This window comes from Cohaesibacter gelatinilyticus (genome assembly GCF_900215605.1).
Taxonomy (GTDB): domain Bacteria; phylum Pseudomonadota; class Alphaproteobacteria; order Rhizobiales; family Cohaesibacteraceae; genus Cohaesibacter; species Cohaesibacter gelatinilyticus.
The window spans coordinates 527,830-551,453 of sequence record NZ_OBEL01000002.1 but is presented as its reverse complement, the minus strand read 5'-3'; the positions used below and the strand labels follow the sequence as shown (position 1 = coordinate 551,453).

24 protein-coding genes and 1 pseudogene are annotated in these 23,624 nt (G+C 52.5%); 8 read left to right on the top strand and 17 right to left on the bottom strand.

Annotated elements, in window-relative coordinates; genetic code table 11:
- Positions 1 to 152: 152 nt before the first annotated feature.
- Entirely contained in the window at positions 153 to 482 is a 330-nt protein-coding gene (locus tag CRO57_RS12735; protein ID WP_097153815.1) for an ArsR/SmtB family transcription factor, read from the bottom strand.
- Positions 483 to 559: 77 nt separating this feature from the next.
- Here CRO57_RS12735 and CRO57_RS25240 point away from each other — a divergent pair, with 77 nt between their 5' ends.
- Entirely contained in the window at positions 560 to 1,219 is a 660-nt protein-coding gene (locus CRO57_RS25240) for a DUF6428 family protein (RefSeq protein WP_097153814.1), read from the top strand.
- A gap of 47 nt (positions 1,220 to 1,266) precedes the next feature.
- On the opposite strand, the gene CRO57_RS12725 is transcribed toward CRO57_RS25240, so the two are convergent.
- The 8 genes from CRO57_RS12725 to CRO57_RS25380 form a co-directional block, all read right to left on the bottom strand.
- Positions 1,267 to 1,956 (bottom strand): ABC transporter ATP-binding protein, encoded by a 690-nt coding sequence (locus tag CRO57_RS12725; RefSeq protein WP_097153813.1) that lies wholly within the window; start codon positions 1,954 to 1,956, stop codon positions 1,267 to 1,269.
- The gene (locus CRO57_RS12720; protein ID WP_097153812.1) at positions 1,950 to 2,714 is read right to left on the bottom strand and encodes an ATP-binding cassette domain-containing protein; all 765 of its coding nucleotides are present in this window, start codon (positions 2,712 to 2,714) and stop codon (positions 1,950 to 1,952) included. The genes CRO57_RS12725 and CRO57_RS12720 overlap by 7 nt, the downstream gene beginning before the upstream one ends.
- On the bottom strand, positions 2,708 to 3,487 hold the full coding sequence (locus CRO57_RS12715) for an ABC transporter permease (protein ID WP_170956082.1): 780 nt from the start codon (positions 3,485 to 3,487) through the stop codon (positions 2,708 to 2,710). The genes CRO57_RS12720 and CRO57_RS12715 overlap by 7 nt, the downstream gene beginning before the upstream one ends.
- Positions 3,488 to 3,578: 91 nt before the next feature.
- Entirely contained in the window at positions 3,579 to 4,517 is a 939-nt protein-coding gene (locus CRO57_RS12710) for an ABC transporter permease (protein WP_097153810.1), read from the bottom strand.
- A gap of 38 nt (positions 4,518 to 4,555) precedes the next feature.
- Positions 4,556 to 6,097: an ABC transporter substrate-binding protein gene (locus tag CRO57_RS12705; protein ID WP_097153809.1), complete on the bottom strand. Its 1,542-nt coding sequence runs from the start codon at positions 6,095 to 6,097 to the stop codon at positions 4,556 to 4,558.
- Between the two features lie 41 nt (positions 6,098 to 6,138).
- Positions 6,139 to 6,558 (bottom strand): hypothetical protein, encoded by a 420-nt coding sequence (locus tag CRO57_RS12700; protein WP_141401243.1) that lies wholly within the window; start codon positions 6,556 to 6,558, stop codon positions 6,139 to 6,141.
- Positions 6,559 to 6,657: 99 nt separating this feature from the next.
- Positions 6,658 to 6,921, bottom strand: a complete 264-nt coding sequence (locus CRO57_RS25005) for a VOC family protein (RefSeq protein WP_244580092.1) — start codon at positions 6,919 to 6,921, stop codon at positions 6,658 to 6,660.
- On the bottom strand, positions 6,809 to 7,057 hold the full coding sequence (locus CRO57_RS25380) for a VOC family protein (protein ID WP_425291280.1): 249 nt from the start codon (positions 7,055 to 7,057) through the stop codon (positions 6,809 to 6,811). Before CRO57_RS25380 ends, CRO57_RS25005 begins: the two co-directional genes overlap by 113 nt.
- A 160-nt stretch (positions 7,058 to 7,217) precedes the next feature.
- Between CRO57_RS25380 and CRO57_RS12690 the strand changes: the two genes are divergently transcribed.
- Positions 7,218 to 7,772 carry a hypothetical protein gene (locus CRO57_RS12690; protein WP_097153807.1) on the top strand — a complete coding sequence of 185 codons (555 nt, stop codon included), beginning with the start codon at positions 7,218 to 7,220 and terminating at the stop codon, positions 7,770 to 7,772.
- Between the two features lie 44 nt (positions 7,773 to 7,816).
- Here CRO57_RS12690 and CRO57_RS12685 read toward each other — a convergent pair whose 3' ends face one another.
- Positions 7,817 to 8,524 (bottom strand): helix-turn-helix transcriptional regulator, encoded by a 708-nt coding sequence (locus CRO57_RS12685; protein WP_210200855.1) that lies wholly within the window; start codon positions 8,522 to 8,524, stop codon positions 7,817 to 7,819.
- A 327-nt stretch (positions 8,525 to 8,851) separates the two neighbouring features.
- Here CRO57_RS12685 and CRO57_RS12680 point away from each other — a divergent pair, with 327 nt between their 5' ends.
- On the top strand, positions 8,852 to 9,463 hold the full coding sequence (locus CRO57_RS12680; protein ID WP_097153805.1) for a glutathione S-transferase family protein: 612 nt from the start codon (positions 8,852 to 8,854) through the stop codon (positions 9,461 to 9,463).
- 77 nt (positions 9,464 to 9,540) lie between these two features.
- Here CRO57_RS12680 and CRO57_RS12675 read toward each other — a convergent pair whose 3' ends face one another.
- On the bottom strand, positions 9,541 to 10,431 hold the full coding sequence (locus tag CRO57_RS12675; RefSeq protein ID WP_097153804.1) for a LysR family transcriptional regulator: 891 nt from the start codon (positions 10,429 to 10,431) through the stop codon (positions 9,541 to 9,543).
- Between the two features lie 110 nt (positions 10,432 to 10,541).
- On the opposite strand from CRO57_RS12675, the gene CRO57_RS12670 reads away from it, so the two are divergent.
- Positions 10,542 to 11,453 carry an MBL fold metallo-hydrolase gene (locus CRO57_RS12670; RefSeq protein ID WP_170956081.1) on the top strand — a complete coding sequence of 304 codons (912 nt, stop codon included), beginning with the start codon at positions 10,542 to 10,544 and terminating at the stop codon, positions 11,451 to 11,453.
- 65 nt (positions 11,454 to 11,518) lie between these two features.
- Here the strand turns inward: CRO57_RS12670 and CRO57_RS12665 are convergent, their stop codons facing one another.
- From CRO57_RS12665 to CRO57_RS12645, 4 genes and pseudogenes are all read right to left on the bottom strand, one after another.
- Entirely contained in the window at positions 11,519 to 13,837 is a 2,319-nt protein-coding gene (locus CRO57_RS12665) for a Tex family protein (protein ID WP_097153802.1), read from the bottom strand.
- Positions 13,838 to 13,949: 112 nt separating this feature from the next.
- The gene (locus CRO57_RS12660; protein ID WP_097153801.1) at positions 13,950 to 15,050 is read right to left on the bottom strand and encodes a Fic family protein; all 1,101 of its coding nucleotides are present in this window, start codon (positions 15,048 to 15,050) and stop codon (positions 13,950 to 13,952) included.
- 690 nt (positions 15,051 to 15,740) lie between these two features.
- A pseudogene (locus CRO57_RS12650) lies at positions 15,741 to 15,965 on the bottom strand (DUF2000 family protein); the annotation flags it as partial.
- A gap of 18 nt (positions 15,966 to 15,983) precedes the next feature.
- Positions 15,984 to 16,349, bottom strand: a complete 366-nt coding sequence (locus CRO57_RS12645; protein ID WP_097153798.1) for a hypothetical protein — start codon at positions 16,347 to 16,349, stop codon at positions 15,984 to 15,986.
- 279 nt (positions 16,350 to 16,628) lie between these two features.
- Between CRO57_RS12645 and CRO57_RS12640 the strand changes: the two genes are divergently transcribed.
- Complete coding sequence (locus tag CRO57_RS12640) at positions 16,629 to 17,771, top strand: Fic family protein (RefSeq protein WP_097153797.1); 1,143 nt, start codon at positions 16,629 to 16,631, stop codon at positions 17,769 to 17,771.
- A gap of 474 nt (positions 17,772 to 18,245) precedes the next feature.
- Here CRO57_RS12640 and CRO57_RS12635 read toward each other — a convergent pair whose 3' ends face one another.
- Positions 18,246 to 19,343: a serine hydrolase domain-containing protein gene (locus CRO57_RS12635; protein WP_170956080.1), complete on the bottom strand. Its 1,098-nt coding sequence runs from the start codon at positions 19,341 to 19,343 to the stop codon at positions 18,246 to 18,248.
- Positions 19,344 to 19,882: 539 nt separating this feature from the next.
- A complete protein-coding gene (locus CRO57_RS12625) occupies positions 19,883 to 20,812 on the bottom strand; it encodes an AraC family transcriptional regulator (RefSeq protein ID WP_170956079.1) in 930 nt (309 codons plus the stop codon).
- A 296-nt stretch (positions 20,813 to 21,108) separates the two neighbouring features.
- On the opposite strand from CRO57_RS12625, the gene CRO57_RS12620 reads away from it, so the two are divergent.
- Genes CRO57_RS12620 through CRO57_RS12610 form a run of 3 tightly spaced genes read left to right on the top strand, consistent with a single transcriptional unit; the run spans position 21,109 to position 23,532 of the window.
- Positions 21,109 to 21,567, top strand: coding sequence for a cupin domain-containing protein (locus tag CRO57_RS12620; RefSeq protein ID WP_097154065.1), 459 nt, complete (start codon positions 21,109 to 21,111; stop codon positions 21,565 to 21,567).
- 11 nt (positions 21,568 to 21,578) lie between these two features.
- Positions 21,579 to 23,066, top strand: coding sequence for a flavin-containing monooxygenase (locus CRO57_RS12615; protein ID WP_097153793.1), 1,488 nt, complete (start codon positions 21,579 to 21,581; stop codon positions 23,064 to 23,066).
- Between the two features lie 25 nt (positions 23,067 to 23,091).
- Entirely contained in the window at positions 23,092 to 23,532 is a 441-nt protein-coding gene (locus CRO57_RS12610) for a cupin domain-containing protein (protein ID WP_097153792.1), read from the top strand.
- Positions 23,533 to 23,624 lie beyond the last annotated feature (92 nt).

Below are 23,624 nucleotides of genomic sequence, written 5' to 3'. Positions count from 1 at the left end.
GACGGCCGTTGTCACCAGTCTGGTCGCGTTTTTGGTCTTTATCCGATTGGTCCGGTTTGGATCCTGGCCATCTTTCCCTTCGTTCTGCCAGGGCTGGTGGCGATCTGGCATGCGAGGAAATGCTGCCTGACTGCTTCATCCTGATTTTGTGATTAGCAGCAGTTTTTCTTACCGACGCAACAGGCACGAATAGTTTCGTCTCCTCCACAACAATCGTCCATGAAAAAGCTGATCAGCGCACCAATCGCTTTGTAATCTGCACGATATGTAATTTCTCGGGCTGATCGGCTGGATGTGATCAATTCAGTCTTCGACATGTTCGAAAGATGGAATGATGCACGCGATGGGCTCGCCCCAACGGCGTTTGCAATTTCTCCGGCACATAGACCTTCAGGGCCCGCAGCCACTAACTCGCGGAGTATGCGCAGACGTGTAGCATTGGAAAGAGATGCAAAGGCCGCAAGTGTACTCTCTTCATTCATATTTCAACACCTCTTGAAATGACTTTTCCTTTGTACTATTTATATTTCAACATATCTTGAAATGTAAGGGCCAATCAATGACACTTCGTGATCTGATCAACATGATAAGTACCCTGCCAGCAGACGCACCACTTGTATGCTCAACCACAGACGGCCCGATCGGCAAAGGGTACCACGTGACTGAACTGAAACTGGCGAGTTTCAACAGCATCGATTGTGGGGCGCAAAGAGATTCATGGACAGAAACCATCCTTCAACTTCTTGATGGTCAAGGCAGAGATCATATGCCCGTCGGGAAGTTTGCAAGCATACTTGAACAAAGCGTTCGTTCTATCAAAGGCCTTGAAGACAGCCCGCTTCGGATCGAATTTTCTCACGGCAATAGGGGACTGCAGATATTTGAGCCGATGGCGCCGGAATTCGTCGATGATGCTGCCTTGCTAAAATTGCGAACCATTCAAGCGCAATGCAAACCCGCAATGAGAGGGAAGCAAACCGAAGAGACGGTATCCTGCTGCGCTCCACAGTCGCAGCTTTCCAAGGATGAGAATGATTTCGAAGCACAAGTTCCCGAACAAGGCTGTTGCGGTGGGCCAGCACCGAACGGTGTCGACGCGTGCTGCGCAAAGGATGCCGATGCAAAGGCTGCTGGCGAAGCGGGCTGTGGTTGCAACAGCAAAGCTACAGAGCCTTCGATGGAGAGTTCGCAGTCTTCTTCCAAAGGCTGTTGCAGTTAGGAGCGTCCCTTGATTGGAGAAAAACTGCTTTGAGCCTTTATGGACATTCATTCAACGCGGCCTAGGAACTGCTGGACCGCTTCCCGCTCTACTATACCCTCTTGTTGCAAAAGCAGGATGCGGTTCGACATTTTTTGAAGCGGGGCCAGATCATGGCTTACGATCAGCATGGTCAGATTGCGTTCGACATGCAGCCGTTTCAATAGCTCCACCGTCCTGTTTTGCGTGATAAGATCCAGTGCCGAAAGCGGTTCATCCAGAATAAGAAGCTTGGGTTCCGCAGCCAAGGCACGAGCAAGGGCAACACGCTGACATTGTCCGCCAGAAAGCGCATGGGGGCGACGCGCTTGCATGTCCGGTGAAATGCCAAGATCAGAAAGCAGCCCTCTTGCCTTTTGGAAACGCTCTTCTTTGGCACCGATGGAAAAACCGTTCAAGGTTTCCATGAGGGCGGCATGGGCTGTCAAATATGGACTGAGAGACTGGCTGGCATCTTGCCAGAGATATTGAATATTTTTCCGTGCATTGGCTGTTCCGGTTTCAAAGGTTTCGCCATCGAGCGCGAAGACACCCTCGTCGGGCTGCTCCAATCCAACCAGACAACGCGCCAAGGTGGATTTTCCAATCCCCGACCGGCCGATGAGGCCGACCACTTCCCCCTGTTTGATGGACAGACGAACATCTTTGAAGATATGGCGACCATGATAGGCCTTGGTCAGATTTCTCACCTCTAGCATGTTGCTTCCAGCGCTTTGGCTGCCTCTGCAAGTTGACGGGCAGCAGGGGCCGCAGATTGGTTCAACTCTGCCACAGGGCAATCCTCCACGATGGTCCCGGCTTCCATGACCAATACACGATTGGCAACTTGAGACACGGCCCGCAAATCATGGCTGATGAAGATCAGTGCCGATCCGGTCTCATCCAGCATCTCGCTCAGTGCCGCCAGAATGTCCGCCTCGGTCAAGATATCCAGTCCGGTTGTCGGCTCATCAGCGATCAGAATGGTCGGGCGCAAGATGAGCGCCATGGCGATCAGAACCCGTTGCTTCATGCCCCCTGAGAGCTGATAGGGAAACTGACCCATGACATCATGGGAGAGCTTGACCCGCTCCAGTGCCAAATTCGCGGTCTCAATGGGCGCGCCAACCTGTTTGCAGCATTCTTTCAGTTGCGGTCCAATCCGGCGACCCGGAGTCAAAGCCGAGGCTGGACTTTGGAAGATCTGAAAGATCTTTTTGCCGCGAAGGCGGCGCCAGTCACGACTGCTCGCACGGCGCATTTCAGATCCATCTAAGTCCAAGTGATCGACGCAAGCCGCAAGCGGGGGCCGCAGCAATCCGCAAAGCGCAGCTGCTGTCAGCGACTTACCCGAACCGCTGGTGCCAACCAGACCGATGCGCTCACCCTTTGTCACATCAAGGGCGATATGGTTGAGAAGGGTTCTGTCATCTGCGCATGTGACCTTGAGCCCGGAGACTGAGAGAACATTTACCATTGGAACGGCTCCCTTTTGTCCAATAGGTCCCGCAATCCTTCACCAACCAGATTGAAAGCCAGCACAGTCATGACAACAGCAATGCCGGGTGCAAGCAGCATGTGAGGTGCCTGCGCAAAGAACGGACGCGCCTCATTCAGCATCGCCCCCCATTCCGGGGTTGGCGGCTGTGCTCCGATGCCCAGAAAACTGAGCGAGGACAGCGCCAAGAGGACAGAAGCCGTTTCCAACGAGATCATCACGGCCAGAGGCGGTAAGATTTGCGGCAGGATATGACGAAAAACCAGCCGGGACCGCGATGCGCCCGCCATATGGGCAGCGCGGACAAAATCACGTTCTTTGGCAGACAACACCAAAGCCCGTATCAAGCGCGCATTGCTGGGCCACCAGGCTGCAGCCACTCCAAGAATGGAAGCTTCCAGTGATGCTCCCATGAACCCGATAACAGCAAGCGCCAGCACCAGCGTTGGGAAAGCCATGATGATGTCTGAGAGGCGCATCATGACCATATCAAGACGCGGACTGCCAAGACCAGCGATGAGCCCCCAAGGCAAGGCAATAGCCAGAATGATGCCCATGGTTTGGGCTGCTGCGCCAAGGCTGATCGGAATTGCAGCAAGAAGCCGGGCCAGCTGATCACGCCCCAAATGATCTGTTCCAAAGAGATGGGCCTTCGACGGTGGTGACAGGCGCGCAAGCAAATCCATGGCCTCTGGCTTTGGAAGGCTGAGCAGGCTCGGCACAATGGCCAAAAGACAGATGCTGGTGAGCATGAGCACGCCCAACAGGAAGCTTGTCTGGCCCGACGAGAACGCGAACCACGACAGAAGCCGACGCCTTTTTAGAGGATGGTCATACATGCTCTCAGTCACGATGCAGCCTCCGTCGCAATTGGGGATCGGCAACAACCACCACGAGATCGGCGATAAGGGACGTGGTGACAAAGACCAGTCCCATCAGAACCAGATAGCCCTGAATGACCGGATAGTCTCGCTGGCCAATGGCTTGCAATATGAGCTGCCCGAGGCCGGGCCAACCAAAGATGCTTTCAACAATCACCGCGCCGCCCAGCATCCAGCCAAGTGTCGTGGCCCAGACGGTGACGAGCGGCCCTATGATACGGGGAGCGATATGACTGATCAGGATGCCCAGAGGACTGATCCCCTTGGCAATTGCAAGGCGGACATAATCCTCACATGCTTCAGCTCTCACCCGTTCATAGACCAGCCTGCCAAGGGACGCACCAGCACCAAGACTGAGCGTCAAGGCCGGCAGGATCAGATCACTCAGGTCCCCTTCACCGACCAGCCGAGACCAGCCAAGATTGAGAATGAAAACATGGATCAAAATCAGGGCAAGCCAGAAGGAAGGAATGGAGACCAGCAATATGGTGATGGCGCGCAAAAGCGACGCCGTGAGACGGTTCCCCATGATGGCAAGAGCACCAAGGAAAAGCGAAATGACAATGGACCCGACAAGCGACGAGATTGCCAGCATCAAGGTGGCAGGCAAATAGAGGCCGATTTCCTCGATCACGCTGCGCCCGGTCGCAATGGATGTGCCAAAATCCAGTTGCACAGCCCGCCAGAGCCAGTGGATGTAACGCGCCAAAAACGGCTTGTCCAAGCCATATTCCGCCTTGATGGCAGCAATGTCTTCCGGCTTGGGCACAACGCCCATGGCGCGCAATTCCATCTGGACCGGATCACCCGGAGCCAGTGTGACAATTGCAAAAGCGACAAAAGACATGCCCAGCAGTGTTGGCAATGTCGCGCCAAATCGGTTGAGAAAAAATCTGAACATAACAAAGGCAAGGCGACCTTGCGGCCGCCCCCTCGCTCTTATTTCTCAAGGATCACATCGCCATAACCGATCCAATCGGCATATTCGGACATGGGAACCTTCACACCCGGACGGGACAGTGTGAAGTTTGGAACCAAAAGAATGGGCACGGTTGACGTATGCTCATCCACGATGGCCTTGTAAGCCTGACGCACCAGATCGATCGCTTCTTCACGTGTGGCTGCCACCCGGGATTTCTTTGCCAGTTCGTCGACATTGCCACCAGGTGCCGTGGTGTCATATCCCCACGGGCTATGGGTGGTGAAGACATTGTTGAGCAGATAGGTCGGGTCCGTATTGTTATTGGACGCATATTCCAGATACATGTCCGCCTGGCCATGATCGAAATAGCTGTCGTAATAGACGCCACTATCATCCACTTCGATGATTTCGATCTCAGCGCCTACGGCCGCAAACATCTGGTCGAGCATTTCCGGCATTGGCTTCACAGTGGAGACGTTTGGATAAGCCGCGACCAGACGCAACTTCATTTTACGCCCATCTTTCTCGCGGATGCCGTCCGAGCCCTTTTTCCAACCCGCTTCATCCAGAAGGACATTAGCCTTTTTCAGATCAAACCCGAAACCATCCGCGTGATCATCACCCAGATCGAACATCCAGCCAGGCAGGATCGTCTTGGCAGGTTTGCCTTTGCCGCCATAAAGAACCTTGGCCAGGGTGTCACGATCAATGGCCCAGGCAAGAGCCTGGCGAACCTTGATGTCGCTGGTGATATTATAAGGAGCCTTATCCAGCATGTTGAACATCAGCGCTGCATAGCGGATCGGGCGGCTTTCATGCAGAACCACAGAGCCATCCTGCGGCATGGAAAGCATCATCTGCGGGGTCACTTCGCCGATGATATCAACCTCACCATTTTGAAGTGCCAGAAGGCGCGCATTCTCATCGCTGATGAAGCGATAGGTGATCTTGTCGATCTTTGGCGCTTTGCCCCAATAATCGGGATTGCGCTTGACCGTGATCTGCTTCTTCGGCTCATAGCTTTCGAGCAGATAAGGCCCTGTACCGATTGGGTTCTTGGCCATGGTCTCAGTTGGCAGGAATAGAGATGTGCCACGATGGGTCATGTTTTCAATGACAAGGGCTGAGCCCACCTCGGAACGGAACGAAATCTGATAATCGCCCAGCTTCTTGAAGCTGTCCTGATCGAGCTGCAGGAAATCCGATTTGTTCTTGTCGTAAAGCTTGAGCGATGCAATGGCATTGTCAGCATTGAACGCACTGCCGTCGGAGAATGTCACACCATCCTGCAAGGTAACCGTGTAGGTGCCGTCTTTGAAGGCCCAATCCTTGAACAGAAGCGGAGACGGATTGAAGTTGGCATCCGGCATGACCGCCGTTTCGGCAATCTGACCTGCGGGGCGGTTGGTGGTGAAGGTGAACTTGTTGTCTGCAATGCTGTAACGGTCTGACTTGACTGCAATGGTCAGATGGGTTTCTGCAATGGCAGGAACAGCGAAAAGGGGCAGCGCACAAAGCACTGCTGCGGTCGCGCGGGCCGCAAACTGGTATTTGGTCATCGTGATGAGCCTCAAAGTGAGTTGAATTGTAAAGTGTGAGTTCAACTCGACAAAGGAGGCCCTCTGGTCAGATTGGAGTTTTGGGCGCGCCGTTTGATTGCGATTTCATGCTGAGGGAAATGCGCCCAGAATTGCCAATTGAGTTTTTTCTCCTGGAGAGAGGGTACAGCGTCCAGCACGGCTGCGCTCTGAGCAGCAAAGAATGCACAAGCCGTATCAACTGGCTCGACAGGCTCTCCATCTTCAGACGGAAGCGTGATGAGCTGAATGCCGTAGGCGGTACAAATCTCGAAGGTCAGACCGTCGGCATCATTGCTCAGCATGATGCCCGGAGGCCGTGCGAAGACGACAAACAGCAGAACAACCGTCAGAAATGTACTGATGATTTTTTTCAAAGCCGAGCCCGTTCGCACCATGGTTGCGATCTGATTGATAGTGACCGCTCCAATTAGAGGCTGCAACGAGCCGTTCAATCAACCCCAAACTTCTTAAATACACATATTGTTCAACGGAGTTTAAATTGGAAGCCTCAATTCCTCGTCGCAGTATGGGGGCATGGATTAAGCCTTGAAGGCATTCAGCGCTATGCGGTTGCCTTCACTGTCTTCGATCTCGGCCACCCAACCGCCTTCGCCAATGTCTTTTTTGGGGTAAAGAATGGCCGCTCCCGCGTTCTTTGCTTGGGCCAGTGTTTCGTCGATATCCTCTACGTCAAAATAGATGATGCATCCGGCATGAGACGGCGTATAAGCATCGCCCTTCGCCAAGGCCCCGCTGGCTGGCACCGGCTTTGCCATCTGCACGGGGAAAGAGGGCCATCTCATATCCATCAACGACCTTTCGTTTGAGGTTGAACCCAAACACGCTCTCATAGAAAGCAACAGCGCGATCCATATCGATGACCGGGATCTCAAAATAAAAGACCGGGTTCGTCATTGCTCTCTGCTCCTGCTCGTTCATGAGACCATGGCCCAAAATATATCCATCCCATAGATTGCAGGCAATTGGGGGGTATCGGATGGCATATTTCCCTTTTTGCAACAAACCTTCGGGATTGGTGGTATTAAAAGTTTGATCGCATTCTCGGCTACGACAGCTCTGTGAAATATTGGATTTTGAAATGAGTGACAGTGATTTTTATATAATTGATTTGAGCGGAAACAAGGTTCGGGTTTCGTATTTGGATTTACATCTTATACGCCGTGATCTCCTTTTGTATTTTGATGAAAATGTAGGGGAGCCAGTCCATGTTTTGATGCCTTGTAACGTCTACAAGCAAGACTATTGGAAGTTTCTATCTATTGGATATGACAAAGAAACGGCTGAATCCGTTGCATATAAAAACTTAATCGAGCGAGGATGTCTTGCGTTCATCAATGGTATGACATTGGAGATGTTGTATGAGCCAGCTTCCGGCATAAAAACATGGTTAGAACGAGAGATCAGTGCCGATGCAATCTTGCCATATATTGAAGCATATCAACCAAGTTCTCCAGTATTGAATGAAGGTAAGAAATTTCTGATAAGCACCCTGAATTTCATTGACCAACTCTCCCCTGCTGATTTTGATGAATATGGCGATATTGCAGATTTTGATTTGGTAACACAGGCAAAGTGGTTTGATGAGAATATTGTCCGAGAATATTATCGCACCATGGCCAAGGAATGGGGTTGATTACTCTAACAGACGCTAATTCCCTTAATTGATTGTGTCCTACCCTAAATCGCTTCGAAATAGTCGGCGAAGATGTCCTGAAACTGGGTTTTGGGTCGTAGTGCGAAACTCTCTTCCCTCGGGGAGGTTCTTTTGATGCGGTCTATTCGGAAGGTTCGGGTGGTGGTTCGTAGATGGTCCCAGGCGATGATGTACCAGGCGGGCCAGTTGAGGAGGATATAGTGCGGCTCGATCACGCGGGTGGTGCGTTTGTAGGCCTCTGACAGATAATCGATTTCCAGACATTGCTGTTGCAGAAAGGCGGAGGCGATGGTCTCCGACAGGGGTGCATCGGGTGTCTTGTAGAAAGAGGCGACATTCTTTGAGGCTTTGTCGCCGATCAGGATGCGTTTGCGCAACTCATTGACCTTGCTGCGTTGCTCTTGCGGGAAGGCTTGAAACAGCTTCTGGCGGATGGCTTTCAGATTGCCGGTGAGCAAGGGGGATTGCAGATTTTCCATCACCGCCAGTGCCAGGATCAGTTCCACCACTTCCTGATGGCTGAGGTTCAGCCGCTCGATCCCCCAGCGGCCATTGAGGCGGATGCCGCCGCCGCGTCCCCGGTCAGAGTCTATTGGGTAACCGGCATCGCGCAGATCAGAAAGCTCGCGCATCAGGGTGCGCTGGCTGATGCCCAATTGCTCACGCAAGTCCGTACTCGTCCAATGCTCTTCTGATCGTAGCAGACCGAGCAGGCGGGTACGTCTCTCCATTCGTTTATCAAACGATGTCTGCATCGTGATCCTTTTGCCATTTCGATGTCAGTGCCCGATTTAAAAGTCTCTCATCGAGACTTTTAGGCCGCATCACCAGCCCTCTCCCCCTCCCAACCACCCGATATGGTACCCTTGTGGGCGGTTTGGGAGGGGGAGAGGGCTAGGCCAGGACTTTTAAATCAGGCTCTCATGTTCAGATGATTTTTGATTATGCATTTTAATGTGCCAAATAATGGCATATTTATCAATATAGCTGCGGGTCAGAAGAGCCTGTGACGGGCTTGTGATAGGATCAACGAGAATTGGCACAAAGGATTTTTGATCATGAAGCATTATTTCCATCCCATGAGCAGAGGCATCACCACCAACTGGATGTTGAAGGAGCTGGATGTCCCCTGTGAGCAGGTCATCATCGATTTTGATGCAGGTGAGAATGAAGAGGCGGGCTTTCGCAGGCTCAACCCCATGGGCAAGGTGCCGGTGCTGGTGGATGGTGAGACGGTGGTGACAGAGCTGCCTGCGATCTGCGCCTATCTGGCGGATAAATATCCGGAAAAAGGCTTGGCACCGGAGGCAGGGTCTCCCCTGCGTGGGCCTTATTATCGCGCGCTCTTCTTTGCGGGCAGCACGGTCGAGCCAGCCTTTACCTTGGCCGCTGCCGGGTTTGAACACCCAAAGCCAAGCACAGCCGGGTGGGGCGATATGGCTCGTGTGATGGATAGTATCGAAGCCATGACACCGGAGAATGGCTGGATTTTGGGTGATCAGTTCAGCGCTGCTGACGTGGTCTATGGCGGGCTTTTGGATTTCTCCATGACCTTCAAACTGTTCGAACCCTCTCCCAAGGTCGCCGCCTATATCGGGCGCCTTCGCGAGCGCCCGGCCTATATCGAGACCCATCAGGCTTTTCTGGCCATTGGTGAGGGCGGCGAATAGAGGATTGACCCTGATAGAATGAAAAGAGCCTGCGCCTTGGAAAGAAGATGCAGGTTCTTATGAATCCTTTTGTCGCCTCACTCCATTGCTTCCTTGGCAGGATCATGTGGCTCGATGCGGTTTTGCTTTACCAGATGGTCTATCAGAGCCCTGACCCGCTGGGGAACAAGTCGCTTGCTTGGCATCACCAGATATAACGGCAGGTCGGGCAGGGTTCCTTCGCAGGGCAGCTCGACAAGTTCACCAGATTGCACCTCATTTTCACAAAGGGATTGTGCAAGAAGAGCAATCCCTTGCGATTGAACCGCCATCGCCTTGCTCAGCTCCTTGCTTTCTGTTTGAAGCAAGGAAGGCACGCTTTTCTTTGTCAGATCACCGCATTTGTGCGCCTGCAAGAATGGGTCAAATAGCGTGCACCCTTCGAAATTTGCCTCCATCAGCTTTGCGCCCCGTTTGGCGATATAGTCGGGGCTTGCGAAAAAGCCGAGTTTCTCCTGACCCAATTGGCGGCAAATGAGACTGTCGGTTCCCGGTGCGCGGCCGCGCAGGGCGATATCGATATTGTGATCCACAAAATCCAGAACCGCGTCAGTGACGATGATGTCGAGCTTCAACGATGGGTGAAGGTTTGAGAAGTTGCCCAGCATGCGTGCCAGGCGCGGCATGGAGAAATCGACTGGAACTGTCAGTCTTATGTGTCCGGTCAAGTCTTCTGAGCGCACAGAGCGTGCTTCCAAACTGGAGATGAGTTCGAATGCTTCGTTGTAGATCTCGAAATGATGCTGCCCGTCGCTGGTCAGCGCCACCTTGCGGGTCGTTCTGCGAAAGAGCGTGACACCAAGCCGATCCTCCAAGGCCTTTATGCGTGCGCTTACGGTGGAGGATGGCAGCGACATGCGCCTGCTGGCGGCGGCGAAGCTGCCAGCTTTGGCCACTTCGAGGAAGGTTTCGATCTGTAACAGATTCATATTATCCAGCTTTATTGGCTACTGAATTCAATATTGGCTGATTTATTCGCTTAAAGCTGACTGCTACATCTGTCAAGCAAGTGTTTAACTCAACCATGAAAGGCAGTCGGATGGATCGTCGATCATTTCTCAAAAGTGCCGGGGGTGCCATTGTTCTGGGGGGCAGTGTTGGCTCTGCCAAGGCAGGGGCAGCTTCCTCTTCCACTCCCCTGATCAAAGTGACCTGGCATGGTGCCTCAACCATGCAACTCGAATTCAATGGCCTTACCTTCCTGACCGACCCGTGTTTTGGCGAAGGGGAAGAAGCCTTTGTCATGGGCGACCCCAATGAGATGTTTGATCTTGCAAAGGGGCCCAATGTCAAACCGCATGGGCGCAGAACACCATTGCGACGTGCCAAACTGAAAGTGCCGGATCATGTCATTCTCAGTCATGCACATGAGGATCATTTCGATCAGAGGGCTGCGCGGGAATTGTCAAAGGATGTACCCTTCATCCTGCCGCCCTTTGATGTGAAGAAGATCAACGACATGGGCTTTACTGCGCTTGATCCGATGGATTGGGGCGAGGTGCGGAGCTTTGTCGTTGGCAATGGCAAGGTCGAGATCACGGCTCTGCCAGCCTTCCATTCGGAAAATCCGGAAATCGCAAAAATTCTGGGCAAGGGCAATGGCTATTGGATCACCTTCTCACAAGGGGATTGGTCACGCTCCCTCTATTGGACAGGCGATAGCTTTGGGACCAAACAGGTGGTTGAAGCGACCTCTGCCATGGGTATTCCGGATCTGATGGTTGCCCATATGGGCGGGGTTGGCACAACTGGGCCATTGGGAAAGATCAGCATGGAGGCGGAGGACCTGTTGCCTTTCGCTGCGGCCATCAAACCCGCGCAAGTCCTGGCCATTCATCACACGACCTATGATTTGTATCTTGAACCCATTGCAAAGCTGATGGCGAAAAATGAACACGGCGCGTTGCCATTGGATGTGCTATCGAGTGGTTCCACCCTTTTGCTTGAGTGAGGATGCAACTGCGCGCCCTGCAAAAACTTGAAACGGTTTGCAGGACGCGCTCTATTTCATCTGCCCTATTTGCGATATTTCCTGGCCAGGGCTTCGCCCAATTGGCTCATGCCTTTGGGCTTTTCCTTTGGGCGGTGCGAAGGCTTGTGATCGCCTCTTGGTGCGTTTCTGGGCCCACCTCTGTGATCACCTCTGGGCCCGCCTCTGCCACCGCGGGATTGCTCGCCAATTTCAGGGTTGGATTTCATGGACAGGCCAATGCGTTTGGCTTTTTCATCGACGGAGAGAACCACAACGCGGACCACCTGACCAGCTTTGACAATCTTTGACGGATCATCGACGAACTTGTCGGCCAGTTGCGAGATATGCACCAGACCATCCTGATGCACGCCGATATCGACAAAGGCACCGAAGGCGGCGACATTGGTGACCGTGCCTTCCAGTCGCATGCCGGGCAGCAGGTCCGAGATTTCGTTGACGCCTTCCTTGAAGCTGGCCGTCTTGAATTCCGGGCGTGGATCACGGCCGGGCTTTCGCAGCTCGTCCAGAATATCCTTGATGGTGGGGATGCCGAATGTATCGGTCACGAAGCGCTCGGGAGCAACCCCTTGCAGGCTGTTGGCATCGCCCATGATGTCACGCAAATCGCGGCCGCAATCGGCGACAATCTGCTTGGCGACCTTATAGGCTTCCGGATGCACGGCAGAGGCATCTAGTGGTTCCGCGCCGCCATTGATGCGCAAAAAGCCAGCACATTGCGAGAAGGCGCGGGGCCCAAGCTTTGGCACTGACTTCAGCTGCGTGCGCTTGTTGAAGACGCCATTGGCATCGCGATAATTGACGATGGATTCGGCCAAAGCCGGGCCGACGCCTGCCACATAAGACAGCAGCGCAGGGGAGGCGGTGTTCACATCGACGCCGACCGAATTCACCACATCTTCCACGGCACCGGCCAGCGCCTTGGCCAGACGGGACTGGTCCACATCATGCTGATATTGGCCAACGCCAATGGCCTTGGGGTCGATCTTAACCAGCTCGGCCAGTGGATCTTGCAGGCGGCGGGCAATGGAGACCGCACCGCGCAAGGACACATCGAGGTTGGGGAATTCGCGGGAGGCGAATTCGGACGCCGAATAGACGGACGCGCCCGCCTCGCTGACCACCACTTTGGTCGGTTTGTTGCCAGCCAGCTCTTTCAGCAGATCTCCCATCAGGGCATCGGTCTCGCGCGAGCCGGTGCCATTGCCGATGGCGACCAGTTCCACATTGTGGCGTCTGATCAGTGCGCCCAGCTCGGCCATGGTGCCTTGCACATCCTTGCGTGGAGGGAAGGGATAGACCGTGCTGGTGGCCAAAAGCTTGCCTGTTGCATCGACAATTGCCACCTTCACGCCGGTGCGAATGCCGGGGTCGAGGCCCATGGTGGTTTTCATGCCGGCGGGGGCAGCCATCAGAAGCGCCTTCAGATTGGTGACAAAGACCTCGATGGCTTCCTTCTCGGCCCGCTCGCGGACTTCGGCTGTCATTTCCGAGACCAGCCGCTTGGAGAATTTGTTTTTCCAGGTCCAGTCGACCACCTGTTCCAAAAAGCCGTTGCCTCTTGGCACTCTGTTGTCATTACTGATGGTGTTTTTGGCAAAGAGGGCAGCGTCCTCTTCGATATCAATGCCAAAGGACAGGAAGCCCGCTTCCTCGCCGCGCAGCATGGCCAGCACGCGGTGGCCGGGGGCTTTGGCCCAGCTCTCGCTATGGTCGAAATAGTCGGCGAACTTTTGCCCTTCTGATTCCTTGCCTTTCGCGACTTTTGATTTCAGCATGGCGGTACGCTTGGCAACGGGGCGCAGTTTGGCGGCGGTGTCGGGGTGTAAGGAAAAGCGCTCGGACAGGATATCGCGCACGCCGGTCAGCGCGGCTTTCACGTCGGCCACAGCTGCGCTCAGATAGGATTGTGCCAGTCCTTCCGGGTCGCGATTGGATTGTGCCAGAATGGCATCGGCCAAAGGCAGCAGGCCGTTATCGATGGCTTTCTGGGCACGGGTTTTCAGCTTCTTGCGGAAAGGTGCGTGAATGTCTTCCAGCTCTGCCTTGGTGGTGGCTTTGCGCAGGCGCTCCAGAATATCGTCGGTCAGCTTGCCTTGCTCTGCAATCGCTTTTTGCACGCTTTCGCGGCGCTTGGCAAAGTCGCGCAAATAGGTCAGCCGTTCATCAAGCTTGCGCAGCTGCACATCATCCAGGCCGCCGGTCACTTCCTTTCGATACCGCGCAATGAAAGGAATGGTGTCGCCATTATCAATCAGCTCAATCGCCGCAATCACCTGCTTTGGCTGACAGCCAATATCACCGGCAATCGAAGAAGGAATGGACGCATCCACGGCTGTATTCATCATCAATATCCTATGCTGTTAAGCCATTGATAATGCGCCATTGGGGCAGGATTTGGAAGGCGGAAGTGATGGGCCGAGCGAGTTTTGCAGAGGGTCTGAATGTAAACGATCTTTACCGAGAGCCTTCCTCTATGTTCAGCCAATAGCGTGTATATCTGAGCTCTCCGGTGCGTTTCAGCGCACCTTTCTCGACCAGATCCTTTAAATCACGCGTTGCTGTTGCCCGTGTTGTGTCGGTAATGGTGATGTAGTTCTCGGCGCTCAAACCGCCCGTGAAGCCATCTGGGCCTTCACGGAACATGCGGGCAATGGCTTTGGCTTGCCTTGGGTTCAGCTGATCGCGTAGCCGATCATAGAGGCGTGTTTTTGCCAGCAAAAACTCGATCAAGGTTTGTGAGGTTTCTTGTGCCTCAAGAATTGTTTGCGCGAAATAAACCAGCCAGTCCGTGACTGTCAGTTCCTTGTTATTGATTTCAAGGTGGCGATAATAGGCTTTGCGGTTCTTTTGAATGGTTTGTGAGAGTGCAAGCAATGTCGGCTGCTTGAGAGTTTGCGAAAGCGCCTTTTCTGCAATCGCCCTCCCAATACGGCCATTGCCATCCTCATAAGGATGAATGCAGACAAAATATAAATGAGCAAGGCCGCAGCGCGTTAGGGCGGGCAGTTTATTGCTATGATTAAACCAGTCGATAAACTGATCCATTTCTGCATTCATCTGTGCAGAAGGGGGCGCTTCAAAATGGACTTCAGGCTCATGCAAGGAACTTGAAACAACCTGCATCGGCTCTTCTTGGGTACGATAGGTGCCAATATCGCGCAGATCGCGTCGCCCCATCGTCAGCATCTTGTGCCATGCATGCAGAGCTTCATGGGATAAGGCATGATCGAAATTCTGATAGAGATCGATCATCATATCGGCAATGCCTTGCTCGGCTGGGCTTGTTTTGGTCTGTGTAGGAGCCAGGCCAAAATTGCGTCGAATAGACGATTGAACAGACTCTCTGTTAAGGAGTTCTCCCTCAATCTCGGATGTTTTCATGGCTTCGGTCGAAATGAGTTCGATCGTCAGGCCTTGCTTTTGCTCATCGTTCATATGTTTGAGCGTGCCAAGCAATATGCCCGACTGGTGCAAAAACCGCGCCTCCAACTCTTCAAGAGCGGCTTTGTCCCAGCGAAAGTGAGGCCAATCTGATTTTTGCCAATTCCACGTCATGAGTTATAGGATCCTTTTCTATAACTCATTTTATAGCATATTTATGAGCTATAGAAGCGTTTTCTATTGCTCAATGTGGGTGTTTTGACGTTCGGGTTTCGGACCTGGTTTCCGGGCACAGCTATGTAAAAAACGCGCCATGGAAATGAGCCAATTGGGTCGGCAAATAAGTAACTTTCAGATGAAATCATGTCGATGCTAATAATGGAGTGATCGTAGTCATCACTTTCACATGTTTGCTCTATTCCACCAGAATCGTCGCATACCAAGGCCACCTGTTTGTTACTCTGCAATGCAGATAGAACGTAGGATCGGAGAGTTGCAAAGGGACAAAGATTATTGTGGTCTAGCGAATTGTCCATATGGATACTTGGTCCTCTCTCGTTCCAAGTCACGCTTTGCGCCAGCAAACAAGAGCACCCCAAAAGGGCTCCTGTTGCTTTTTCGCCAAGATAATAAATAAAAGGAAACGTCTTCAAGGGTGGTGGGGTCCAGATCGCTTGCTCGATACCCAGTGATCCGTCCGGAACATCCATTGTTTCAAGAGCTCTGTGAGATCCAAGGTAAACACTCAGGCACATTTTTTCCTCACAATCTCAATTCTATCTGAGATAATTTTTGCTTGTATATGCCTTAATATGCAGTTCCCAGTTAATTTGAGGTATGCCTTGGATGTTAGGCCATCTATACCTACCCATGCATCTTGGCGCCTTTGGTGATTTTGTCGACGATCTTTTTATCGGCGCGTAGGGCTATGCCGACGGTGTTTGGCTCGTCCGGGCCATGCTGGGCGAAGACGGCGCGGTTGGCGTCGTCGTGGCCGATGGCGAACATTTCTTCGATATAGGCGGCGGTCTCGACGCCCCGACTGCGGGCGCGAGTGCGGATATTGGTCAGGACACTTGAAGTGACTGAGCCTGACCAGCCAGACGCTTAACTGACTGGCTCTGTCTCGCTTGCCGGGGTGTCATCGCTCGCTTGTTTGCGCCGGTGATAGATCTCCAGGCCCAGCGCGATGAGCGCAAGGGCCGGGGCTATGAAGGCGTAGGATAGGAGGTTGAGAATGTAGAAGGCGCTATAAATTTCAATCACGCTGTCCGGGATCGTCTGGCAATTTCTGTAAGAGAAATAATTGCTGCTGCAATCATTCTCGACCATGAGCAGGATCAGCGCGGTGACCAGATACCAGATGGATCCTGTCCGCAAGATCCAGAAGGCTGCGCGGTTCTTTGCATAAAAACTGCAGACCAGAGCGATGAGCGGCGGGACGAACAGAATAGTCAGAAAGTCGGCTTCCAAGTTTCACACTCCGGTTTCGTGTTTGCGTTCTGGATCATTCGCCAATGATGTGTCCAAGTCATGGCACAATGCCTCATGGTCTCTCTCTATCCAAAGACGCTTGCATGATGTCTGAAGCAATTTTGAGGAACGCAGTCTGGAATGAAACTCGGGTATGTTTCTGAGATATGACATCTCTTATGTCAAAAAAATTAGAAGTTTTTGATATAAATATTGCATATTGATCTGATTCTGACATAAAAATAGTAATACTTCAGAAAACGCAGTGGATTCTGACATATGGATCTCTCTCATTTCAAATCAGGTCGCCTGGAAGCGCAGCGAGACTATAAGAGTTTTCTGCCAGAACCTATCCATCACAATTGGATCATATCTGATCCTGAGATTGTTCAGCTTCTTGGGCAGTCGGACCGTGCTTTGGGAGAGTTGAATGCCTTTGCTCAACTTATCCCGGATATCGACTTCTTCGTCAAAATGTATGTCGCGAAGGAAGCCATGCAATCCAGCCGTATCGAAGGAACGCAAACCAATATTGAGGACGCCTTCAAGGGAGCGGAAGATCTTAGTCCCGAGGCTCGCGATGATTGGGGAGAGGTGCAGAATTATATTCAGGCTATCAATTATGCTATTGAGGGGTTGGAAAGGCTTCCACTATCCAATCGTCTCTTGCGAGAAACCCATGCTGTCTTGCTTCAGGGCGTAAGAGGAACGCACAAGATGCCAGGCGAGTTCCGCAAAAGCCAGAACTGGATTGGGGTCAGCCTTAAAAATGCGATCTTCGTTCCGCCTCACCATGACCATGTTGCAGATCTGATGGGCGACATGGAGCGATTTCTCAACAATCCTGATATTGTTGTTCCTCCTTTGATCAAGATTGCTATTGCGCATTACCAGTTTGAGACCATTCATCCCTTTCTGGATGGCAATGGCCGGTTGGGTCGCTTGATGATTTCTCTTTATCTCGCATCCGAAGGTCTGCTTCAGAAGCCTGCCCTCTATCTATCCGACTATTTCGAGAAGAACAAAACAGCCTACGTGGATCATCTGATGGCGGTTCGGCAAGGCAATCATATGCGGCAATGGCTGATATTTTTCTTGCATGGTGTACAGGAAACGGCCCGCTCTTCGATCAGCGTCTTCAAGGATATCCTCGCTTTGAAAGAAAGGATCGAGCGTGAGGTTCTTCCTCGTTTCAGCACACGACGTCAGGAAAATGCACAAAATCTGGTGCGATATCTCTATCAGCAACCCGTTGTGGATGTGAAGGCTGTAACAGCGCTGATTGGGGGCAGCGCGAACACGGCCTCTTCGCTCATCGCAGATTTGGCAAAACACGGCATCCTGGTTGAGATAACCGGCCAGCACCGCAATCGCCTGTTCGCCTTTAGTGACTATATCCATCTATTTGCGGCTGATCGATAAAGGAACTGATTTAAGGTATATTTCATTGCGAGGAAGAAAAAACTAGAAGGCTGCGCGGCTTTTTGCATAAAAACTGCAGACCAGAGCGATGAGCGGCGGGACGAACAGAACAATCAGAAAGTCGGCTTCCAAGTTTCACACTCCGGTTTCATACATGCGCGTGTTAGACCATCCTGCAGCGATGTGTTCAAGTTGCGACGGTGACGACTGCTGAGCAGCACGGCTGGGCTTTTTGTTTTGGTTCACTCCAAAAGGGGTGAACCACACATGGTTTCCTGAATGAAGTCTGTTGGCACCTGATCGTTGTAATTTCGTCGAGGGATCACTACATCGAATGAACATATTCAATCGTTAGTTGCTTTGACGCAAGGAACAAAGCGGAGACGCTTTTGTGACAACATTCGATCATGCATATTGTTCTGCACTTATAGATATTATATTTAGGGGTTCTGGCTATTTGCATTGGCAAATCGACTACTGATCCAGAGCCTTAACAAGAATATTATGCGTAGCAAGGACCTTTTCCGCTCCAGGGCCTAAACGGTTTGGGTTCATCAACCATATTCCGGTACTAAGAAGAGAATTACCTGTGAAATTACGTTCGATTATTGTCAGATTGCGTTCCATATCGATCAACATAAAGTGACCACCATAGCCATCGGTCCAAATGGTTTTCTTATCTTCATCAATCATCCAGACATAGCCAGACGCGGTATATCGTTTATAGGGAACCGAGCTAAGAGAAAGATCGCTCAACGGCGCGGTACTGATGTCGATCCAGCTGCGCGGGACAATCTGCCTGTTATTCCATGCACCTTTATTTGCGACCATCGCACCAATTTTGGCAAAATCACGGGCGCTCAGATACATGTAATACATGTCATGCAAGGATCCATTTGTTGGCATAAACCAAGGATCGCCCATAACGATGTTATTTGCATTAAAATCTTGCATTCCCAAGGGTTTGGCTAGGTTTTCGGTCATGAAGTGCCCAATAGATTGCCCCGTTTCCTGTATGAAAATCGTTCCCAAGGCATTGAAGTCAAAATTGTTGTAGAAAAAATATTCCCCTGGTTTGTGCTGCTCTCGTTTCGGGCGGTGCGTTAACTGTTCATCATGCTCACCTTCGGCTGGCAAATAGATTCCAGACCGCGCCATAAGCAAATCCCGGATGGTTGCGGTTTTTTCCTGATCCGTTAGTGGAGTGGCTTCATCAATAGCCAAGTCAGCCAAGGATTTATCGAGATCAATCAGGCCCTGCTCAACAGCAATGCCGTATAGCAAACTAAGAAATGCTTTGCGTGTTGAATGGCCATTCATCAACCGGTCAGTTTCTCCGCGCTCATAGAGTACCTGGCCATCTTTTACGACCATGAAGGCCATTCCTTTTGTGGTTGCACCTCCGAATTGGTGGTCGATATTTTGGATGGTTTGGGCGGCTAAAATACTCTTCTTTGGTAGGTCTTGGCCATAATCCGTATCAGGGTTCCAAACTCGAGGTAACATGGTGATTGCAAGGGCCACAGCAAGCCCCCCAAAAAATCCCCCCACTAAAATAGATTTTGCTGTCATGTCCCACCTCCGATATTTCATACTCGTTGAATGTGGGGGGCTTGCCTCCATTTTCAACTCGCCCGGTTAAATTATGTCACGGCCTGAAACCTATCTAGGGATGAACCTGCTCCACCCCAACCAGATCAATTAATGGTGGAACCACCTGCTTGAAGGTACTGGTGATATTTTTGAGATAGTTACTGCAGCTCCTGAGCCGGAACCAGTTGACGTTGAAGCTTTTCATGTCAAAATCGGGGAGCTGACACTTGAGAATGATTTTTTTAGGCGGGTCGCTTAGCAAAACCGATCTGCTGAGCGCATCGAGCTGATTGATTCCAAGTATAAAGTTTCTTTGTTCAGGCAAGCAAAGGCATTGGGTATCAGCAGAGGTATTGGTATCCGGTTCGCCCCGTGGACGTGGTGGTCTGGGACATGAAGTAAGCTCCTTATAGGGCGCAGATTGCGCACCAGTTTGAGATTAGTGGTATCTGAGTCTTGTGCACTGCGCAAAGACCGAGCCATACATGACACTTCGAGAATTTGGCTGTCGAGGGAGGTCAGCGGGTTTGGCTGGGGGCATGTCCGAAGCGGTCGCGGAAGTCGCGGGAGAAGCGGCCGAGATGGCTGTAGCCGCAATCATAGGCAATCTCGGAGACGCTGGCCCGGTTATGCCGTTGCAGGAGGTGGAAGCGTGCATTGTCGAGACGGACATTGCGCAGGAACAGCATTGGCGACATCTGCAGCTGCTCTCGAAACGCAGTTTGCAAGGTGCGGTGATGCACTTGTGCTGCCTGTGCGATGTCTTCCAGCGTGATCGTGTCATAATAATTTGCGCGAATGAATTCGACCGCACGGCGCAGATGTGTGGAGCTCACATCGGTCCGCTCTTTCAAGAGATGAGAGATATTGCTACGCTGGGTTTCCAGCATTGTCACGGCCAATTGCCGCTCCAGCGCCAGCAAGTTCAGATCCTGCGAGGTGGAGAGAATATCACCCGCTTCAATGGCGCGCGCGGCGGTCACGGACAGGGCAAGCAATCGTCGCCCGGATTGGCCTTTCAGATCCACCTTCGGGTCAAAGCGTACTGGCCCCGGCAGGGTGCCACCGATTTCCTCATAGGCTACCTGTTTCAGAAAAGCCCGATCGATCTGCACCATCAGTTTGCGACAATCGCGCTGCCAGATCATGTCCGTTGGGCGGTCCGGGTTGAGGAGCGTACCGCTCTGCGGGCTGGCATGGACTTCCTCACCACGATGGATGATTTTTGCGCCCCCTGACAGGGGCAGTTGCAGCAGATAGAAATTTTGCAATTCGCCGGGATTGATGGCGACCTCTGCCCCATATTCCAGCACATTGAGCGAGATATGCTCTCCGCGCACATGGTTATAGACCACCTTGGCATCGCGCCCCGACAGCATGGTCAATTGATGATCGCAATAGCGCTCGGCGACTGCTGCGCGTGCTTCATCCAGCTCGCGCGTCTGCAAGACATTGTGCCCTTTTAGCAATGTGTCACGGCTCACCATAGGGAAAAAACGTATAGCAAAAGAAATATATTTCAAGCTTAAAGCTTTTTGACTCGCAATCTGGATAAAGATTTCCGGGCATTTGCCCTCAGACTGTCTTCAAGCTTCAGGGTCTGGCAGTTCCGAGCCAAGCTCTCTCCCCCTCCCAACCACCTTTGATGGCACGATAACGGGTGGTTGGGAGGGGGAGAGGGCTGGTGATGCGTCTGACAGAGCGCTCTGAAGAGAAAAAAAAAGACCATAGAGAGGAGAGTTACATGGACAAGGGAATTACGCCGAGCGATGGCCATATTGGAGAGAAGGCCTGGAATGTGGTGGGGCATACCTATACGCCGAAGCTTCACAGCCCCAATGCTTTTGTCTGGCATGCCCATATCCCCGACACCACCTTTGTGCCGCCGCATATTCACCCCACACAGGATGAATGGATCAACGTTCTGAGCGGCAATCTCGAGATCGAGTTCGGCCATGACGAAGGCAATGTCACGGTCCATAAGGCCGGGCCGGGCGATCTGGTGCGCATGCCAATGGGCAAGTCTCATGGCATTTTCAACCGCTCTGGCGCTGATGCGACCTGTGTCTTTGGCGTGGCCCCGTCCCGCAAGCTCTTTGATCTGTTTGGCGCGCTGGATGGCGTGACGGATCCTGAAGAACTGGTCCGTTTGTCTGCGATGCATGAAGTGGATTTCCTGCCACCTGCACCGGACGCAGAATAAAAGGGGCCAGCATGATTAAGCGCAAAAAGGTGGCTGTCATCGGTGGCGGGGTCTCCGGCCTTGCCGCTGCCAAGGCTTTCGACGAGCGGGGGCACCGTGTCGTCGGGTTTGAGCGCAGCCATGATTTCGGAGGCGTTTGGGAGCTCAGCCGTTCCTATCCGGACGTTCAGACGCAATCGCCCAAGGATCTCTATTGCTATACCGATCATCCGATGCCGGATGATTATCCTGAATGGCCCAAGGGGCCGCAAGTGCATGCCTATCTGCACTCTTACGCCAAGAAGCATGATCTGCCTCGGTTGTTTCAGCTCAATACCAATGTCTTGTCCATGGATCGCCGTGCCGACAACCAGCCCGGCTGGACACTGACATTGGAAGCGGGCAGTCAGTGCTGGACCGAGGATTTCGACTTTGTTGTCGTCGGAACCGGGCAATTCTCGGACAAGAATATCATCAGTCATCCCGGTCAGGACGGCTTTGAAGCGGCGGGTGGCGAGGTGATGCATTCGTCCGAATATGTCGATCCGTCCGCAGTAGAAGGAAAGAGAGTTGTGGTGCTGGGCGGCTCAAAATCCGCAACGGATATTGCCGTGAATGCCGTCAATGAAGGGGCCAAATCGGTGCATTGGGTCTATCTGGAGCCGGTCTGGCGGGTGCCCTATTTCATCGGCGGGATCAACTTCAAGCATCTGCTCTATATCCGCGCGCAGGAACAGCAGTTCAATGCGTGGGGGCGAACAGCTTTTCAGAAGCTTCTGGGGGCGATCTTCAAGCCGCTTGTCTGGTTGAATTTTCGGGGTCTGGAGACCTTGCTGAAGGTTCAGCTCGGCATGAAGAAATTTGGGATGGTGCCGAAAATTCCCATTGAGAGAGATGTGTCCTGTTCCGTTCCGATTGTCACCCCTGGGCTTTATGAGGGGCTGAAGGCAGGCACGATCAAGAATATCGAAGGCACCTATGATCACTATGATGGCAAGACCATCCATATGACGGGCGGAGAAAAGGTGGAGGCGGATGTCTCGATCCTTGCGGTTGGGTGGAAGCTCGGCGTGCCTTATCTGCCGCAGGAATTCAAGGACAAGCTGATTGAAAGCGATGGGCAATATCGCGCCTACCGACTGTCGGTCAATCCTGATCTGCCGGACATGGGTTTTGTTGGCTTCAATTCCTCCTTCTGCACCGTGCTGTCTGCCGAACTAATTGCAAACTGGCTGGTGCGCTATGCGGATGGGCAATTGGCCAATCAGCCCGATGCAGCTGCGATGAATGACAATATCGAGATGATGCTGCATTGGAAGCGCCATGAGCGCCCCGCCGCGCAGATCTATGGTGGCCTATGTTCTGCGCCGTTCCATTTCAAGCATTTCGATGAGCTGCTTACAGATATGGGCGCTGGCAAAACGAAACGATCCAATCCACTGGCTGAGCAATTTGGATATCCGGATCATAAGGCCTATGGGGACTTTTTGGCGTCCTGTCCGCAATATCAGGCAGGATGAGATAATTTTTAAGGGAGGAAAGACAATGCCAGAATTAGAAGGTGGCATCACCAAAGAGGGCGAAGGAACAAAGCTGAATATCCTTGGCCAGACTTACTACACCAAGGCATGGTGCGAAACGACCTTTGCCTTTGAGACCAATTCCGAGCCTGGTCAGTTTGTGCCGGTTCACATTCATCCGACCCAGGACGAGTTCATCCTTGTGCAGGAAGGTGTGCTGGATCTGAAACTGGATGGCGTCTGGACCAAGGCCAAGGCGGGCGATCTTGTGCGCATGCCCAAGGGCGTCCCCCATGGCTATTTCAACAAGTCTGACAAACCGGCAAAAGCGCTCTTCTGGGTCTCGCCAGCGGGGAAGCTGAAAGAGCTGTTCGACGAGCTGCATGAGCTGACCGACGTTGAGGCCGTGGTGAGAATTTCTGCCGAGCATGACGTCGATTTCCTGCCGCCGGAGGCGAATGAATAGAGACACACGTAAACTATAAATAGTCCTCCCAGGACGGCGCCCCGCCATGCAGTCGGCGGGGCGTTTTTTGTTTTAGGCCCTGACCTACTCGG

Bases quoted from the DNA above. Each gene is read 5' to 3' on its own strand.
- CRO57_RS12735 (WP_097153815.1), bottom strand. From the start codon at position 482: ATGAATGAAGAGAGTACACTTGCGGCCTTTGCATCTCTTTCCAATGCT.
- CRO57_RS25240 (WP_097153814.1), top strand. From the start codon at position 560: ATGACACTTCGTGATCTGATCAACATGATAAGTACCCTGCCAGCAGAC.
- CRO57_RS12725 (WP_097153813.1), bottom strand. From the start codon at position 1,956: ATGCTAGAGGTGAGAAATCTGACCAAGGCCTATCATGGTCGCCATATC.
- CRO57_RS12720 (WP_097153812.1), bottom strand. From the start codon at position 2,714: ATGGTAAATGTTCTCTCAGTCTCCGGGCTCAAGGTCACATGCGCAGAT.
- CRO57_RS12715 (WP_170956082.1), bottom strand. From the start codon at position 3,487: ATGCTCACCAGCATCTGTCTTTTGGCCATTGTGCCGAGCCTGCTCAGC.
- CRO57_RS12710 (WP_097153810.1), bottom strand. From the start codon at position 4,517: ATGTTCAGATTTTTTCTCAACCGATTTGGCGCGACATTGCCAACACTG.
- CRO57_RS12705 (WP_097153809.1), bottom strand. From the start codon at position 6,097: ATGACCAAATACCAGTTTGCGGCCCGCGCGACCGCAGCAGTGCTTTGT.
- CRO57_RS25005 (WP_244580092.1), bottom strand. From the start codon at position 6,921: ATGAGATGGCCCTCTTTCCCCGTGCAGATGGCAAAGCCGGTGCCAGCC.
- CRO57_RS25380 (WP_425291280.1), bottom strand. From the start codon at position 7,057: ATGAACGAGCAGGAGCAGAGAGCAATGACGAACCCGGTCTTTTATTTT.
- CRO57_RS12690 (WP_097153807.1), top strand. From the start codon at position 7,218: ATGAGTGACAGTGATTTTTATATAATTGATTTGAGCGGAAACAAGGTT.
- CRO57_RS12685 (WP_210200855.1), bottom strand. From the start codon at position 8,524: ATGGAGAGACGTACCCGCCTGCTCGGTCTGCTACGATCAGAAGAGCAT.
- CRO57_RS12680 (WP_097153805.1), top strand. From the start codon at position 8,852: ATGAAGCATTATTTCCATCCCATGAGCAGAGGCATCACCACCAACTGG.
- CRO57_RS12675 (WP_097153804.1), bottom strand. From the start codon at position 10,431: ATGAATCTGTTACAGATCGAAACCTTCCTCGAAGTGGCCAAAGCTGGC.
- CRO57_RS12670 (WP_170956081.1), top strand. From the start codon at position 10,542: ATGGATCGTCGATCATTTCTCAAAAGTGCCGGGGGTGCCATTGTTCTG.
- CRO57_RS12665 (WP_097153802.1), bottom strand. From the start codon at position 13,837: ATGAATACAGCCGTGGATGCGTCCATTCCTTCTTCGATTGCCGGTGAT.
- CRO57_RS12660 (WP_097153801.1), bottom strand. From the start codon at position 15,050: ATGACGTGGAATTGGCAAAAATCAGATTGGCCTCACTTTCGCTGGGAC.
- CRO57_RS12640 (WP_097153797.1), top strand. From the start codon at position 16,629: ATGGATCTCTCTCATTTCAAATCAGGTCGCCTGGAAGCGCAGCGAGAC.
- CRO57_RS12635 (WP_170956080.1), bottom strand. From the start codon at position 19,343: ATGACAGCAAAATCTATTTTAGTGGGGGGATTTTTTGGGGGGCTTGCT.
- CRO57_RS12620 (WP_097154065.1), top strand. From the start codon at position 21,109: ATGGACAAGGGAATTACGCCGAGCGATGGCCATATTGGAGAGAAGGCC.
- CRO57_RS12615 (WP_097153793.1), top strand. From the start codon at position 21,579: ATGATTAAGCGCAAAAAGGTGGCTGTCATCGGTGGCGGGGTCTCCGGC.
- CRO57_RS12610 (WP_097153792.1), top strand. From the start codon at position 23,092: ATGCCAGAATTAGAAGGTGGCATCACCAAAGAGGGCGAAGGAACAAAG.